Genomic DNA, 13,510 nt, shown 5'->3' on the forward strand with positions numbered 1-13,510 from the left:
TCTCAGGCCAGGCCGCCCAGGCGCAGCAACAGCCCAGCCAGCGCGCTGGCGGCGATGACCGGAATCACGCCCACCTTGTAACGCAGCAGCGCCAGGCTGGCCGCAGTCATGATGGCCAATGACGGCCACGCCACATTTGAAGGAAAACTGCCTGTAGCGCCCGTCAATAAAGCGACATGCGCTATAAAAAACAGAGCGAGACTGGCAATCACGCCAACCACGGCAGCCGTGATGGCCGCCAGCGGCGCGGTGAAATGCAGCTTGCCGTGGGTAGACTCCACCAGCGGTCCGCCCGCCAGGATGAAGATGAACGAGGGCAAAAAGGTGAACCAGGTCACCAGCAAGGCCGCCAGCGCCGCGCCCTGGAACAAGGCGTGCGGTCCCAGCACCTCCTGGGTCCAGCCGCCGACAAAAGCCACAAAAGCCACCACCATGATGAGCGGGCCCGGCGTGGTTTCGCCCAGCGCCAGTCCGTCGATCATCTGCGGGCCGGTCAGCCAGCCGAACTGTTCGACCGCGCCCTGGTACACATAGGGCAGCACCGCGTAGGCGCCGCCAAAGGTCAGTAGCGCCGCCTTGGTGAAAAACCAGCCCATCTGCGTCAAGGCGCCGTGCCAGCCCTGCCAGGCGAGCAGTGCCCCCATGGGCAACAGCCACAACACGGCACCCACCGCCAGCACCCGGGCCAGCCGCCCCGTGCTGAAGCGCGCGTGGGCAGGGGTGGGTGTGTGGTCGTCGATCAGCGCGGGCACAGGCACCACCACCGTGCCGCCATGTCCGCCCCCTGCGGCAAACTGCCCGGGCGCAAAACGCGCGCACAACCAGCCGGTCAGCGCGGCGCCCAGGACCACCCAGGGAAAAGGCACATGCAAAAACGCAATCGCTACGAAACTGATAGCTGCTACCGCCCAGGGGACGGGGGCTTTGGCAGGATTTCTCAATGACTTGCTGCCGATGCGGTGTACCGCCTGCAGCACAATCGCCGCGACGGCTGGCTTGATGCCGTAGAACATCCCGGCAACCAGAGGCACATCGCCAAAGGCCACGTACAGCCAGCTCAGCGCGATCAGGATGAGCAGCGAAGGCAGCACGAAGAGCGCACCCGCCACGACACCACCCCAGGTCCGGTGCATCAGCCAGCCGATGTAGGTGGCCAGCTGCTGCGCCTCCGGTCCCGGCAGCAGCATGCAGTAGTTGAGCGCGTGCATAAAACGCTTTTCCGAGATCCAGCGTTTTTGCTCGACCAGCTCGCGGTGCATGATGGCAATCTGCCCGGCCGGCCCACCGAAACTGATGAAGCCGAGCTTGAGCCAGAACTTGAACGCTTCGCGAAAACTGGCCGCTGTCGGCACGTCGGTGGTCTGCGTCATGCGCCAGCACCTGTCATGGTTTCCGGCTTCCAGTTGTGTGTTTCGGGCGCTTGTCCTTGCCACACGGCGCTGGCTTCGCTGGCGCACCAGGCGTAAAGGGCGTCGTACAGCGGCATGGCGGCTTCCAGCATCCTGTGGTCGTCGGCGTGCAGGCGGGACAAACCCAGCGAAAAGGCCAGCAAGCCGGCGCACTGAGGCTCCAGCGCGAGGCGGTCGGTGTCGGCCCCGCGCACGATGCGGGCCAGGCGGTCCACGGCCGGGTCTTCAATTTCGAACGCCCGAAGCAAGCCATCAAAACTGCACCATTCGCCCTCGTGCGACAGCGGCGCGCCCGGAATGTCGTAGGCCACAGCGTGCAGTCGCGCCGCTTCACTGAAGACCTGCTCGGTGGGTACGTAGAAAAATTCGGCGCGAGTATCGATGAAACGTCGAATCAGCCAGGGGCAGGCGACGCGGTCAATCTTCGGCCGTTCGCGGGTGATCCAGCGCGACGCCTGCTCCCCGGTCACGCCCCAATCGGGGCGCTTGCGCATGGTGAGCAGCGGCGTCGTGCGCCATTCGGCGATGTTGGAGGCGGTGTCGACCCCGTCTTCACCCCCTTCGATGCCGCCGGCCAGCGCGTAGGCATTCCAACCGGCGGCACGCAGCGCAGCGACGGCTTCGGCGCTGACGTTGTGGCCATACACGCAGTAAACCACTGCCTCGCGTGGCGGGCCGGAGGCCGCCAGCGCAGCGACATCTTCCGGTGCGCAGCGCCGGGCGCCCGCCAGTATGAGTGGGCTTTCGAGAAATTTGCCTTCGCGCCGAACATCGAGCAGCAAAGGCATGTCAGCACGGCCCATGCGGGCAGCGAGTTCTTCGGGGGTGATAGGGGGAACGGAAAGGATAGAGGTGTCCACGGAATACTCCAATGAGTTGCCAGCGCTTGGACGGGACACCGTCTATCTGTGAAGAGTCGGGAGGCTGAAATCCCGATGGGCGAATCTTAGCATCGCGGCATGGCTACTGCCAACCCGGTGGCTAACCGTGCTGGAACTTGAACACCGCCCGGCTGGCGCGCGCATTGGGCCAGACGCGGATTTCCTGCCCATCCTGCAGTCCAAACGAGTCGAGGATCTTCAGGCGATTTTTCAGTGCCAGCGCCGCAAAATCCTGCAGGGTGCCGACCCGGATGTTCGGTGTGTTGTACCACTGGTAGGGCAGCACCTTGGTCACCGGCATGCGGCCGCGCAGCACCGCCATGCGGTTGGGCCAGTGGCCGAAGTTGGGAAAGGCGACGATGCCGGTGCGGCCCACGCGCGCCGTCTCGCGCAGCATGACCTCGGCATTGCGCAGGTGTTGCAGCGTGTCGATCTGCAGCACCACGTCAAAACTCGCGTCGCCGAACATGGCCAGGCCTTCGTCGAGGTTGAGCTGGATCACGTTGACGCCGCGCGCCACGCAGGCCTGGATGTTGGCGTCGTCTATCTCCACGCCATAACCGGTGCAGCCGCGTTCGCGGATCAGATGGTCGAGCAGGGCGCCGTCGCCGCAGCCGAGGTCCAGCACACGTGCGCCGGGCGGCACGAGACGGGCAATCACCCGCTGGTCGGCGGACAGGAGCGGCCCCGTCTTCAGCATGGCGTCACCTTGCTCTCAAAATAGGAGCGCACCACGCCCAGATAGCGGGGGTCGTCGAGCAAAAAGGCGTCATGGCCGTGGGGCGCGTCGATCTCCGCGTAACTCACATCGCGCTGGTTGTCGAGCAGGGCCTTGACGATTTCGCGGCTGCGCGCGGGCGAGAACCGCCAGTCGGTCTTGAAGCTCACGAGCAGGAATTTTGCCCGTGCCCGCGCCAGTGCCGGTGTGAGTTTGCCGCCGTGCTCTGAGGCCGGATCGAAATAATCAAGCGCCCGCGTGATCAGCAGATAGGTGTTGGCGTCAAAGTACTCGCTGAACTTGTCACCCTGGTAACGCAGGTAACTTTCGATCTGGAACTCCACCTCTTGCGTCGAGTATTTGAAAGGCGAACCGACATGCGTGGAGGCGCCCTCTTCACCAGCCAGGGCCGCGGAACCGGCTTCGCCGGGCCGCAGGCGCAGCGCCCCCTCGGGGGGCAGCGTAGTACGTGAAGCGACAAGCGTGGGGGCCTTTAGCTGGCGTCCGAACTTCTCGTTCATCACGTCGTCGCTCAGGTAGGTGATGTGCCCGATCATGCGGGCGATACGCAGGCCGCGCTGCGGCAACACGCCATGGCGCCCGTAGTGCCCGCCGTGAAAGTCCGGGTCGGTCACGATGGCACGGCGCGCCACTTCGTTGAAGGCGATGTTTTCGGCGGTCAGATTGGGCGCGCTGGCCACCACCACCGCGTGGCGCACGCGCTCGGGGTACTGCAACGTCCAGCTCAGCGCCTGCATGCCGCCCAGGCTGCCGCCCATCACCGCGGCCAGGGTGGTGATGCCCAGCGCGTCGAGCAGGCGCGCCTGCGCCTGCACCCAGTCCTGCACCGTGACCACCGGAAAGTCCGCGCCATAGATCTCGCCGCTGTCGGGGTTGCGCTGCATGGGCCCGGTCGATCCGAAGCAGGAGCCCAGGTTGTTCACGCCAATGACAAAAAACACATCGGTGTCCACCGGTTTGCCGGGACCGATCATGGTGTCCCACCAGCCTTCGGATTTCGGCAGCACGGCCCCCTGCGCATCGAGGTAGACGCCGGCCACATGGTGCGAGGCGTTCAGCGCATGACAGATCAGCACGGCGTTGGACCGGTCCGCGTTGAGGGTGCCATAGGTCTCGTAGCTCAGGTCATAGGCACGGATGGACGCGCCGCTTTGCAGGGGCAAAACGTCGGCGAAATGCATGGACTGTGGTGTGGCAACTAGCAAAACAGAAGGCCTCGACAGAAGCAGCGAACAAAACAAAACCCGGCATCGCTAAAAGCGAGTCCGGGTTCATGGATGTTCGTCTTTAGCGGTACTTTTTAAGCGCCCGCAAGCTGAGCAAATCGGCGCTGATTAAGTATACCCCCACGGTCGCTCACTGCGTGTAGCTCCCTGCCCCCCGAGGGGGCCGCTGCGCCTGCGGGCCGGCAGAGCCGGACCCGCGGCCCCTGCTGGGAGGGAAACGCCGCCCCCGGTCAGGCCTTGATCAGCAAGGCCGCCAGCCCCAGGCCGGCAAAAATGAGCGCCGATACGACGTGCACCACACGCAGCGGCACCAGCCGCGTGACGCGGGCGCCCAGCCAGACCACGGGGACGTTGGCCAGCATCATGCCCAGGGTGGTGCCGGCGACCACGCCGAACCAGGCGTCATAACGGGCGGCCAGCATCACGGTGGCAATCTGCGTCTTGTCGCCCATCTCGGCCAGGAAAAACAGCATCGCGGTGGTGCCGAACACGCCGAAGCGCGGCAGGCTTGCATCGGCCGAATCGTCGTCGAGCTTGTCCGGAATCAGCATCCACCCGGCCATGGCAAGGAAGGACGCGCCCAGAATCCAGCGCAGGGTTTGCGGGCTGATCAGGGTGGTCAACCAGGCGCCCAGGGCGCCGGCCATCGCATGGTTGGCAATGGTGGCGACAAAGATGCCCGCCACGATGGGCCAGGGTTTGCGGAAACGGGCAGCGAGGACGAGGGCGAGAAGTTGCGTCTTGTCGCCCATTTCGGCGAGGGCAACAATGCCGGTGGAGATGAGGAAAGCTTCCATGAAATGAGACTCCGGCCGAAAACCATTGACTGCACGGCATCCCCGGCCTTGAGCAGGAGCTGTGCAGTCAAAGGTCTCGCTGGGTCCGATGGACTGCTTGCGCCATGTCCGTGCTGGACAAGTCTGTTGACGCAAGCCCCTTTCAGGATTGAAAGGGTAGCTACTCCCCAATGACAGAGCTTCATTGTAACGCCCACCGTCCATGCTGCGGGTAAGCGCCACCCAACTTGGTGCGCACCTCTCTGGCGCAGTTTTTGCTTGTTTTTGGTGCTGTTGCTTTTTATATCCAGCTTTCGCACTAAAACTGCTCAAACACTCAAAGAGGGGCTTATGGACGCACTAAAACAGGGCTCGGATGCCTTGTTCATTTTGTTGGGTGGCATCATGGTGTTGGCCATGCATGCCGGTTTTGCTTTTCTGGAGCTCGGCACGGTCCGCAAGAAAAACCAGGTCAATGCCCTGGTCAAGATTCTGGTGGACTTCTCGGTGTCCACCGTGGTGTATTTCGTCGTCGGTTACGGCGTGGCCTATGGCACCAGCTTTTTTGTCGGCGCCGACGTGCTGGCCGCCAAAAACGGCTATGAGCTGGTCAAGTTCTTCTTCCTGCTGACCTTTGCCGCAGCCATTCCCGCCATCATTTCCGGCGGCATCGCCGAACGCGCACGCTTTTACCCGCAGCTGCTGGCCACCGCCGTGATCGTCGGGTTTGTCTATCCGTTTTTCGAGGGCATTGTCTGGAACCAGCACTTCGGCGTGCAGGCCTGGATCAAGGCCCTGACCGGCGCCGAGTTCCATGACTTCGCCGGCTCCATCGTGGTTCATGCGGTCGGCGGCTGGCTGGCGCTGCCGGCGGTGATCCTGCTGGGCGCACGCAGCAACCGCTACCGCAAGGACGGCGGCATCTCGGCGCATCCGCCGTCGAGCATTCCTTTTCTCGCGCTGGGTGCGTGGATCCTGACGGTCGGCTGGTTCGGCTTCAACGTCATGAGTGCGCAGACCATCGCCAATATCTCCGGCCTGGTGGCGGTCAACTCGCTGATGGCCATGGTGGGCGGCACGCTGGCGGCCTTGGTACTCGGCAAAAACGACCCCGGATTTGTGCACAACGGCCCGCTGGCCGGGCTGGTGGCCGTGTGTGCCGGCTCCGACCTGATGCACCCGCTGGGCGCGCTGGTCACCGGCGGTGTCGCCGGCGCCGTGTTTGTCGTGATGTTCACCTTGACACAGAACCGCTGGAAGATCGACGACGTGCTGGGCGTCTGGCCGCTGCACGGCCTGTGCGGCGCCTGGGGCGGCATCGCTGCGGGCATCTTCGGCAGCAAGGCGCTGGGCGGCTTGGGCGGCGTGCACCTCGGCGCGCAGCTGATCGGCACGGTCATGGGTGTGGGCTGGGCGCTGCTGGCGGGCTTTGTCGTCTACGGCCTGATCAAGGCCACCCTGGGCCTGCGCCTGAGCCAGGAAGAGGAATACGAGGGCGCCGACCTGTCGATCCACCGCATCGGCGCCACGCCGGATCGCGAGGTCAACTGGTGATGCGCCGAAGACCAGCCGCTGTTATTTGCTCCTGAATTTATAGCTGTTGGCGCAGACCCCTGTTGGACTGCTGGCCGATTTGACCTATGGGGTTCGGCAAGCGCGCTGCAGCAAGGGCGCCAGCCAGCGGTCCATCGACCATGGCCCTCCACCGTAAATCGCCAGCCCCGCCAGCAACGCGCCCCAGAACACATGCTGCTGCAGGGCGGCTGGTGCGATCTCGCTGAGCGAGATCACCGCGACCGCATTCACGACGAACAGGCCCAGCGCCGAAAAACGGCCCGCCAGACCCAGCACCAGCAGCATTGGCAGTACCAGCTCGCCGGCTGTTCCGGCGATCGCCGCTACCGCCGGTGGCAGCAGCGGGACCCTGTATTCATCGGTGAACAGGGCCAGCGTGGTGTCCCAGTCGCGCAGCTTCGTCAGGCCCGACAGAAAAAACACCTGGGCCAGGTAAAGGCGCGCCGCCAGCGCGGCGGCAGGCTGCAGCAGATCGAGCGCCGCACTGAAGCGGCGCCAGAGGCCCAGCACTTTTTGTGGGGCCGAGGGGGGGGTGTTCATGGTGTGTCCCTTTCTGGAGAAATAACAGGGCGAACGCCCAGCAGCAGGCCGGTGTGCACCGCCTGCGCGAGCCATGCCGTGAAGTTGAATCCTGGCGCGGCGGACAGGGCAGCGGCCAGCGAGCGGCCTTGCTGGAGCACCCCGACAAACAAGGCCTCGCCCGGCTGCGCCTGCCGTAGCGCCGGCTTCAGGCCCTGTCGCCAGACCAGCGCCGTTTCTTTCACGCGGTCATGCAGGCGCTCTGCCGCCTGCCGCAGCGACGGCGTTCCACTCAGATGCGCCAGCACGAGGCTGACCACCGGAAAATCACTGGTCAGCAGCGCCGCGCCTGGGCACAGCTGCAGCGTCAGCGCGGCCGGATCGCCGCTTTCCAGCAGTGCCAGGGAGCCGATGTCGGCCCGGCCATCGGCCTGCGTTGCGGCCACATGCAGGGCCCATTCGACACGCGCCACGTCGGGCAGGTAAGGCTCCTCGCGCAGCAGGTCGACCAGCGAGTCGAGGAAGGCCGCGAAACCGTCGCCCCACTGCGCCATGTCGCCGCGCGCCGGCGGACAGCGTTGCCAGAAGTGGCGCGACAGGGCGACAAGGTTCTCCTCACCCAGCAGTTCGCCCACCACCGGGTAGGCAGCGGCCAGCGCGCGCTGCGCCAGCGCGTGGCCGTTGCTGCGATAGGCCTGCAGCCCACGTTCAAGATATTTTTGACCTTCAGCCCCCTCGACATGGGCGCAGGCAGCTATTATTTCCATAGCATCTGCATGGCGCGGTCGGTACAGCGCCTGCAGCAGGGCCTGCTGCTGCGCCGCCAGGCCGACGCAGACGCTCATGTCGACATCTCCGCTGGCTGGTTCAGCAAACGCGCACGTTCGGCCTCGCCCAGCAGCACCGCCAGCGGCGGGATGGCGGTGTCCCATTCGATCAGCGCAGGCGGCCCACCGAAACGCGCGATGGCATGGGCATACAGCTGCCACACCTCGGGGGCCACGCGGCTGCCGTGGTCATCGATGACGATGTCGTCCATCACGCAGTGGCCGGCCAGATGGATCTCGCCCACCGCGGCGGCAGGCAGTTGGTCCAGCCAGTGCTCGCAGGCGCGCAGCGGATCGGGCGCATCCTGCCCGCCGGCGATGCGCGCGTTGAGCGCATTGACGTAAATATTGTTCACGTCCACCAGCAGGCCGCAGCCGGTGCGCTGCACCAGCTCGCAGAGGAAATCGGTCTCGCTGCGGTCGCTGCCCGCGAGCGTGAGGTAGGCCGACAGGTTCTCCACCAACAAGGGCCGTTTGAGCCGCTCCTGCACTTGCTGCAGATTGCGGCAGAACACCGCCAGCGACTCCTGGTTGAAAGGGACAGGCAGCAGGTCGCCAGCATGCACGTTCCGGCCATTGACAGCACCACGCGCAAAACAGGCGTGGTCGCTGATGCGAACCGGCGCTATGCGTTCTGCCAGGCGCGCCAGTTGCTCCAGGTGCCAGGAGTCCACGCCCACAGCCGAGCCCAGTGCCAGGCCGACGCCATGCAGGCTGATGGGGTAGGCGGCGCGGGCCTGCTCAAGCAACGCGATTGCGGCGCCGCCGTCGGCAAAAAAATTTTCCGAATGCACCTCGAGAAAATCCAGCGGCGGGCGCGTTTCCAGCAGCTCCGCATAATGCGGGTGCCGCCAGCCGATGCCGACCTTGCCGGGCACCGGGCTGACGACGGGTGAGAAACGGTTCATGGTGAGCACTCGCCGCTTCGTCTCATCACATCAGGTCAAAAAAAGGGCGATCCGGTCGATCAGCTTTTTTTGTCCATCATCGGCTTGTCCATCATGGCCTTGCCCTTCATCTTGGCCTGGTCGGCCGTCATGCCCTTCATGCTGGCGCACGAGCCTTTGGCGACGTATTTCCACTCGTTGGCGTCATCGCTGACCTTGGACTGGCCAGCGCAGGAATGCGTGCCACTCAGGTTGGCGCAATCGTTCTGGCCGGCCTTGGCGATGCCGTAACATTTTTCTTTTTCCTGAGCGACGGCGGGTGTGGCCACCAGCAAGGTGGACAGCAGGGAAGCGGCGGCTGCAGCAATCAGGGCGCGTTGGTTCATTTGAAATCTCCAGTGGGTTTGAACAGGTTAAAAATCCCAACCAGACCCATGTTGTTTCTCTGTCTGGTTAAGGGTTGGTCCTGCGACCCCGGGCTTTCTTACAGGATTCTTTTTGCCCCCCCGGGAAAATACGCGGAAGGCTACAGCAAGTCGGCAATCCGGTCCCAGGCCTCAGGCGGGATCCGGCCCACATAACGCTCCACGATTTTTCCGGACTTGTCGACCAGGTAACCCGCGGGCAGTTGCGCGTGCTGGCCCAGGTTGTCGCGGTAGCTGCTGTCACCGGCCCAGAGCTGCACAAACCGCTGGCGGGTCGGCACGGTGCGCGAGATGATGTTCTCGTAGTCCAGCAGGTCTTTCATGCGCGCGTCGGTGCTCACCGCCACCAGCTCGAAGGGCTTGCCGGCCCAGCCTTCGTAGTTCGTTCGCAGCTCGGGCATCTTGTCGCGGCAGACGGCACAGCCGGTGGACCAGTACAGCACCAGCACCACCCTGCCCTTGAGCGAAGACAGCCTGAACGGCATGCCCTCCACTGTTTTTCCTTCGATCTGTGGGGGTGCGGCGGCCGGCGCCGCTGCAACACGTTCCGCCTTGGGAGCGGTCGGCGCTGTCTGCGCCAGGGCGGGCGCGGCGATCCCCAGCGAGAGGAGGGCCATCGCCCCCAGGCCCCGCAAGCTTCGGCCGGGATGCGCAACGCCATAACCGGTGACGGGTGGTGGTAGGTGACAGGCGAAGCCCATGATGGTTTCCTTGTTGGTTGCAAAAACAGGGCGTTTGTTGCCTATGTTAGTCGCAGGGCAGGCGGCGTTCTTACGGCTCTTTCTGCAATTTTTTGCCGCGCCCGCGCCGCCGTGCGGCTAGACTCGCCATCCATGGCCACCTTCGAAGAGCAACTGGTTGAACACCGTATCTACCTCATGCGGTTTGCGCGGCTGCAGCTGCGCAACGATGCCTGGGCCGAAGACGCCGTTTCGGAGACCCTGCTGGCGGCCCTGTCCAGACCGCAATCGTTTGGCAACCGTTCACAGCTCAAGACCTGGCTGGTCGGCATCCTCAAGCACAAGGTTGTCGACCTGATTCGCAGCCACGCGCGGGAGGTCTCGTTGCCCGACCACGGGGCCGACGACGACGCGGACGAACTGGACAAGCTCGTCTTCCAGCGTGACGGCCATTTCGCCAGCCCGCCCGGTAACTGGGGCGATCCGCAGCAAACCCTGGCGCAAAGCCAGTTCTTCAAGGTCCTGGATGCCTGCGTCGAGCGGCTGCCCCCTGCTCTGGGGCGCTTGTTCCTGATGCGCGAATGGCTGGAACTTTCCTGCGAAGAAGTCTGTAAGGAACTCTCGCTCACGCCGACCAATTTATATGTCCAACTCCACCGTGCGCGCCTGCGCTTGCGCGAATGTCTGGCCATTCACTGGTTTGGCCAACACCCCCACTGAATGACCGGCATGAAAATCCAGTCCCTTCCCCTCAGGCGCACCTGCAAACAGGCCGCGGCCTTGCTGGTGGCCCGTGAGGACCGCGCTTTGCGCCTGGCCGATACCGTTGCCTTGCGTCTGCACCTGCTGGCCTGCAAGGCCTGCCCGCAATTTGAAAACCAGCTGCTCACCATGCGCTTGGCGATGGGCCGCTGGCGCAACTATGCAGGCGAAACCGAAAGCCCGGACACGGAAGGCCTCCAGCGGCCTGACTGATGGCAACGCGCCGCGTTGCGAACCAGCCGCCCGGCGTTCGTGGCGAGTGGCGAGCGCGAGTGTGAGCCCTCGCGAGAGCCGCTTGCTGGTGTGAACAGCGTAAAAATTCGTTTCTTTACGCCTCCGTTGAAACACGCCCCCGATCGGCCCCTTGGATAGTACAAGTGGGTACAAACTTCCCGTTTTCTGATTGAAAATCAACGTTCTTTCACGTCCTCAAGAGACGTCTATGGGTGCACCGCGCCTCCAACCCGCACGCCAGCGCTCGCGCTGCAGGGCAAGACCGCCCGCCAGCCCCATGTGGACGCGGGTCGAGCAGGTGCGGCGAAGGCAATATTTGCTTGTCTTCCCCGGGCCCGGCCGCATAACATAAAGGCTGTGGATGCGAGTCCACACCAGCCAGGTGATCGGTCAGTTTCGCGCGCTACAGCGGTACGTTGGAAGATTTGTTGTGCTTTCGGGACTCCATCGCTTTTATTATTGTGTTTTAGAGGAGTCCCTTCATGGGCAACAAACTTTACGTCGGCAATCTGCCTTATTCCGTCCGCGACGAAGACCTGCAACAATCTTTCGGCCAGTTTGGCGCTGTCACCAGCGCTAAAGTCATGATGGAGCGCGACACTGGTCGCTCCAAGGGCTTTGGCTTTGTGGAAATGGGCAGCGATGCCGAAGCGCAGGCAGCCATTGCCGGCATGAACGGCCAGCCCCTGGGTGGTCGCAGCGTGGTCGTCAACGAAGCCCGTCCGATGGAAGCTCGTCCTCCACGCACTGGCGGTGGCGGCTTCGGCGGCGGTAGTGGTGGTGGCGGCGGCTACGGTGGCGGCGGCGGTGGGGGCGACGGTGGTTTCCGCAGTCCTTACGGCGGCGGCCGTTCCGGGGGTGGCGGTTCTGGCGGTGGGCGCGGCGGCTACTAAGCCCTGACTCCAGCCTCTTCAGCTGCGGCTGAAGACAGCTTCTAAAGGCCTCAAAACCCCGGTTTTGGAGCCTTTTTGCATGGAGCACTTGACTTTGGCCTCAATCAACGATCGATTTTCCATCAATTTTGTTGGCTTTATTCATATCTGGCGCATAATGCACGGGTGTGGGTATAAATCCATACAGGTTAGGTGATCGGTCAGTTTCGCGCGCTACAGCGGTACGTTTGAAGATTTGTTGTGCTTTCGGGACTCCATCGCTTTTATTATTGTGTTTTAGAGGAGTCCCTTCATGGGCAACAAACTTTACGTCGGCAATCTGCCTTATTCCGTCCGCGACGAAGACCTGCAACAATCTTTCGGCCAGTTTGGCGCTGTCACCAGCGCTAAAGTCATGATGGAGCGCGACACTGGTCGCTCCAAGGGCTTTGGCTTTGTGGAAATGGGCAGCGATGCCGAAGCGCAGGCAGCCATTGCCGGCATGAACGGCCAGCCCCTGGGTGGTCGCAGCGTGGTCGTCAACGAAGCCCGTCCGATGGAAGCTCGTCCTCCACGCACTGGCGGTGGCGGCTTCGGCGGCGGTAGTGGTGGTGGCGGCGGCTACGGTGGTGGCGGCGGCGGTGGTGGTTACGGCGGCGGCGGCGGTGGTGGCCGTTCCGGCGGTGGCGGCTACGGTGGTGGCGGCTCTGGCGGTGGACGCGGCGGCTACTAAGCCCTCCCCCTGACTCTTCAGCTTCGGCTGAAGACAGCTTTAAAAGGCTTCAAGACTTCGGTTTTGAAGCCTTTTTGCATGGCGGCCCTTGATACGCGGGCGCATACAGCTATTGATTTTGTAGCGTCACAGCGGCTTTTCCGGCTGCCGATGTTTGCGCGGCCGGCCCGCCAGGGCCTTGTCAAACAGGCCATTGGGCAACAGGCGCAGCAGCTTGGCCACCACGCCCATCTGCCAGGGAATCACGCGGTAACCGGTACCTGCCTCAATGGCTGCGAAAGCCTTGTCGGCAAACGCCTCTGGCTGCATCAGAAACGGCATGGCGTAGCGGTTCTTCTGCGTCAGCGGCGTGTCGACGTAGCCGGGACACAGGGTCACAACCTTCACGCCCGAAGGCCGCAGCTCGCCACGCAAGCTCTCGCAGTACGCGATGACTGCCGCCTTGCTGGCACAGTAGGCGCCGTGGCCAGGCAAGCCGCGAATACCTGCCACGCTCGCCATGCCCACCAGCGCGCCCGAGCCCCGCTGCACCATGGCATCCACAAAAGGATGAAAAGTCGCCGCCAGGCCGATGTTGTTGGTGGCAAACGTCTGCGCCATCACCTCCAGGTCCTCGCGCACTGCCGTGTCCATGCCAATGCTGACGCCGGCGTTGGCGATCACCACATCCGGCACGCCCTGGGCCGCAATGCAATCCCGCCCAGCCGCCACAATGCTGCTGCTGTCCGACACGTCGGCGCTATAGATTTTATAGCTGTTGGCGCTTATTCCATGAGCCTGCACCCACGTTTCCACTTCGCGAGTACGGCGTGCCACGAGTGCCAGCCGGTAACCGGCCTGAAAAAAGCGCAGGGCCAGGGCCTGGCCGATGCCGCTGGAGGCGCCGGTGATGAAAACAAGTCTGGACATGAACAACTCCTGCCGGGCTTGAACAGGCCGGCTCTATTTTTGAAGACAGCCGCCGG

16 protein-coding genes and 1 riboswitch are annotated in these 13,510 nt (G+C 63.7%); of the genes, 5 read left to right on the forward strand and 11 right to left on the reverse strand.

The window, feature by feature from the left end; translation table 11 throughout:
- Positions 1-2: 2 nt before the first annotated feature.
- From chrA to PSV26_RS04410, 5 genes are all read right to left on the reverse strand, one after another.
- Positions 3-1,370 carry a chromate efflux transporter gene (chrA, locus tag PSV26_RS04390; RefSeq protein WP_300568239.1) on the reverse strand — a complete coding sequence of 456 codons (1,368 nt, stop codon included), beginning with the start codon at positions 1,368-1,370 and terminating at the stop codon, positions 3-5.
- Positions 1,367-2,269, reverse strand: coding sequence for a chromate resistance protein ChrB domain-containing protein (locus tag PSV26_RS04395; protein ID WP_300568241.1), 903 nt, complete (start codon positions 2,267-2,269; stop codon positions 1,367-1,369). The genes chrA and PSV26_RS04395 overlap by 4 nt, the downstream gene beginning before the upstream one ends.
- Before the next feature lie 121 nt (positions 2,270-2,390).
- Positions 2,391-2,990: a methionine biosynthesis protein MetW gene (gene metW, locus PSV26_RS04400; RefSeq protein WP_300515379.1), complete on the reverse strand. Its 600-nt coding sequence runs from the start codon at positions 2,988-2,990 to the stop codon at positions 2,391-2,393.
- Positions 2,984-4,252, reverse strand: coding sequence for a homoserine O-acetyltransferase (locus PSV26_RS04405; RefSeq protein ID WP_300515603.1), 1,269 nt, complete (start codon positions 4,250-4,252; stop codon positions 2,984-2,986). The genes metW and PSV26_RS04405 overlap by 7 nt, the downstream gene beginning before the upstream one ends.
- Positions 4,253-4,485: 233 nt before the next feature.
- The gene (locus tag PSV26_RS04410; RefSeq protein WP_300515376.1) at positions 4,486-5,052 is read right to left on the reverse strand and encodes a TMEM165/GDT1 family protein; all 567 of its coding nucleotides are present in this window, start codon (positions 5,050-5,052) and stop codon (positions 4,486-4,488) included.
- A 7-nt stretch (positions 5,053-5,059) separates the two neighbouring features.
- A riboswitch (yybP-ykoY riboswitch) is annotated at positions 5,060-5,233 on the reverse strand.
- Between the two features lie 149 nt (positions 5,234-5,382).
- On the opposite strand from PSV26_RS04410, the gene PSV26_RS04415 reads away from it, so the two are divergent.
- Positions 5,383-6,585: an ammonium transporter gene (locus PSV26_RS04415; RefSeq protein ID WP_300515374.1), complete on the forward strand. Its 1,203-nt coding sequence runs from the start codon at positions 5,383-5,385 to the stop codon at positions 6,583-6,585.
- An 84-nt stretch (positions 6,586-6,669) separates the two neighbouring features.
- On the opposite strand, the gene PSV26_RS04420 is transcribed toward PSV26_RS04415, so the two are convergent.
- From PSV26_RS04420 to PSV26_RS04440, 5 genes are all read right to left on the reverse strand, one after another.
- On the reverse strand, positions 6,670-7,146 hold the full coding sequence (locus PSV26_RS04420) for a DoxX family protein (RefSeq protein ID WP_300568243.1): 477 nt from the start codon (positions 7,144-7,146) through the stop codon (positions 6,670-6,672).
- Positions 7,143-7,970 (reverse strand): putative DNA-binding domain-containing protein, encoded by an 828-nt coding sequence (locus PSV26_RS04425; protein WP_300568245.1) that lies wholly within the window; start codon positions 7,968-7,970, stop codon positions 7,143-7,145. The genes PSV26_RS04420 and PSV26_RS04425 overlap by 4 nt, the downstream gene beginning before the upstream one ends.
- Positions 7,967-8,860 (reverse strand): DUF692 domain-containing protein, encoded by an 894-nt coding sequence (locus tag PSV26_RS04430; protein ID WP_300568248.1) that lies wholly within the window; start codon positions 8,858-8,860, stop codon positions 7,967-7,969. The genes PSV26_RS04425 and PSV26_RS04430 overlap by 4 nt, the downstream gene beginning before the upstream one ends.
- Positions 8,861-8,919: 59 nt before the next feature.
- Positions 8,920-9,225, reverse strand: coding sequence for a DUF2282 domain-containing protein (locus PSV26_RS04435; RefSeq protein ID WP_300515363.1), 306 nt, complete (start codon positions 9,223-9,225; stop codon positions 8,920-8,922).
- A 140-nt stretch (positions 9,226-9,365) separates the two neighbouring features.
- Positions 9,366-9,965 carry a peroxiredoxin gene (locus PSV26_RS04440; protein ID WP_300515360.1) on the reverse strand — a complete coding sequence of 200 codons (600 nt, stop codon included), beginning with the start codon at positions 9,963-9,965 and terminating at the stop codon, positions 9,366-9,368.
- Between the two features lie 132 nt (positions 9,966-10,097).
- On the opposite strand from PSV26_RS04440, the gene PSV26_RS04445 reads away from it, so the two are divergent.
- The 4 genes from PSV26_RS04445 to PSV26_RS04460 all read left to right on the forward strand — a co-directional run bounded on the left by PSV26_RS04445 (position 10,098) and on the right by PSV26_RS04460 (position 12,545).
- Positions 10,098-10,664 (forward strand): sigma-70 family RNA polymerase sigma factor, encoded by a 567-nt coding sequence (locus tag PSV26_RS04445; RefSeq protein WP_300515357.1) that lies wholly within the window; start codon positions 10,098-10,100, stop codon positions 10,662-10,664.
- A 9-nt stretch (positions 10,665-10,673) separates the two neighbouring features.
- Positions 10,674-10,919 (forward strand): zf-HC2 domain-containing protein, encoded by a 246-nt coding sequence (locus PSV26_RS04450; protein ID WP_300515354.1) that lies wholly within the window; start codon positions 10,674-10,676, stop codon positions 10,917-10,919.
- Positions 10,920-11,422: 503 nt separating this feature from the next.
- Entirely contained in the window at positions 11,423-11,833 is a 411-nt protein-coding gene (locus tag PSV26_RS04455; protein ID WP_300568251.1) for an RNA-binding protein, read from the forward strand.
- Between the two features lie 292 nt (positions 11,834-12,125).
- Positions 12,126-12,545, forward strand: coding sequence for an RNA-binding protein (locus PSV26_RS04460; protein ID WP_300515348.1), 420 nt, complete (start codon positions 12,126-12,128; stop codon positions 12,543-12,545).
- 126 nt (positions 12,546-12,671) lie between these two features.
- On the opposite strand, the gene PSV26_RS04465 is transcribed toward PSV26_RS04460, so the two are convergent.
- Positions 12,672-13,454: an SDR family oxidoreductase gene (locus PSV26_RS04465; RefSeq protein WP_300568252.1), complete on the reverse strand. Its 783-nt coding sequence runs from the start codon at positions 13,452-13,454 to the stop codon at positions 12,672-12,674.
- Positions 13,455-13,510 lie beyond the last annotated feature (56 nt).

This window comes from Polaromonas sp. (genome assembly GCF_029945685.1).
In the GTDB taxonomy this organism is placed as follows: domain Bacteria; phylum Pseudomonadota; class Gammaproteobacteria; order Burkholderiales; family Burkholderiaceae_C; genus Polaromonas.

Excerpts from the sequence above, each read along its gene's own strand:
- chrA (WP_300568239.1), bottom strand. The coding sequence starts at position 1,370 with ATGACGCAGACCACCGACGTGCCGACAGCGGCCAGTTTTCGCGAAGCG.
- metW (WP_300515379.1), bottom strand. The coding sequence starts at position 2,990 with ATGCTGAAGACGGGGCCGCTCCTGTCCGCCGACCAGCGGGTGATTGCC.
- PSV26_RS04410 (WP_300515376.1), bottom strand. The coding sequence starts at position 5,052 with ATGGAAGCTTTCCTCATCTCCACCGGCATTGTTGCCCTCGCCGAAATG.
- PSV26_RS04415 (WP_300515374.1), top strand. The coding sequence starts at position 5,383 with ATGGACGCACTAAAACAGGGCTCGGATGCCTTGTTCATTTTGTTGGGT.
- PSV26_RS04420 (WP_300568243.1), bottom strand. The coding sequence starts at position 7,146 with ATGAACACCCCCCCCTCGGCCCCACAAAAAGTGCTGGGCCTCTGGCGC.
- PSV26_RS04425 (WP_300568245.1), bottom strand. The coding sequence starts at position 7,970 with ATGAGCGTCTGCGTCGGCCTGGCGGCGCAGCAGCAGGCCCTGCTGCAG.
- PSV26_RS04430 (WP_300568248.1), bottom strand. The coding sequence starts at position 8,860 with ATGAACCGTTTCTCACCCGTCGTCAGCCCGGTGCCCGGCAAGGTCGGC.
- PSV26_RS04435 (WP_300515363.1), bottom strand. The coding sequence starts at position 9,225 with ATGAACCAACGCGCCCTGATTGCTGCAGCCGCCGCTTCCCTGCTGTCC.
- PSV26_RS04440 (WP_300515360.1), bottom strand. The coding sequence starts at position 9,965 with ATGGGCTTCGCCTGTCACCTACCACCACCCGTCACCGGTTATGGCGTT.
- PSV26_RS04445 (WP_300515357.1), top strand. The coding sequence starts at position 10,098 with ATGGCCACCTTCGAAGAGCAACTGGTTGAACACCGTATCTACCTCATG.
- PSV26_RS04450 (WP_300515354.1), top strand. The coding sequence starts at position 10,674 with ATGAAAATCCAGTCCCTTCCCCTCAGGCGCACCTGCAAACAGGCCGCG.
- PSV26_RS04455 (WP_300568251.1), top strand. The coding sequence starts at position 11,423 with ATGGGCAACAAACTTTACGTCGGCAATCTGCCTTATTCCGTCCGCGAC.
- PSV26_RS04460 (WP_300515348.1), top strand. The coding sequence starts at position 12,126 with ATGGGCAACAAACTTTACGTCGGCAATCTGCCTTATTCCGTCCGCGAC.
- PSV26_RS04465 (WP_300568252.1), bottom strand. The coding sequence starts at position 13,454 with ATGTCCAGACTTGTTTTCATCACCGGCGCCTCCAGCGGCATCGGCCAG.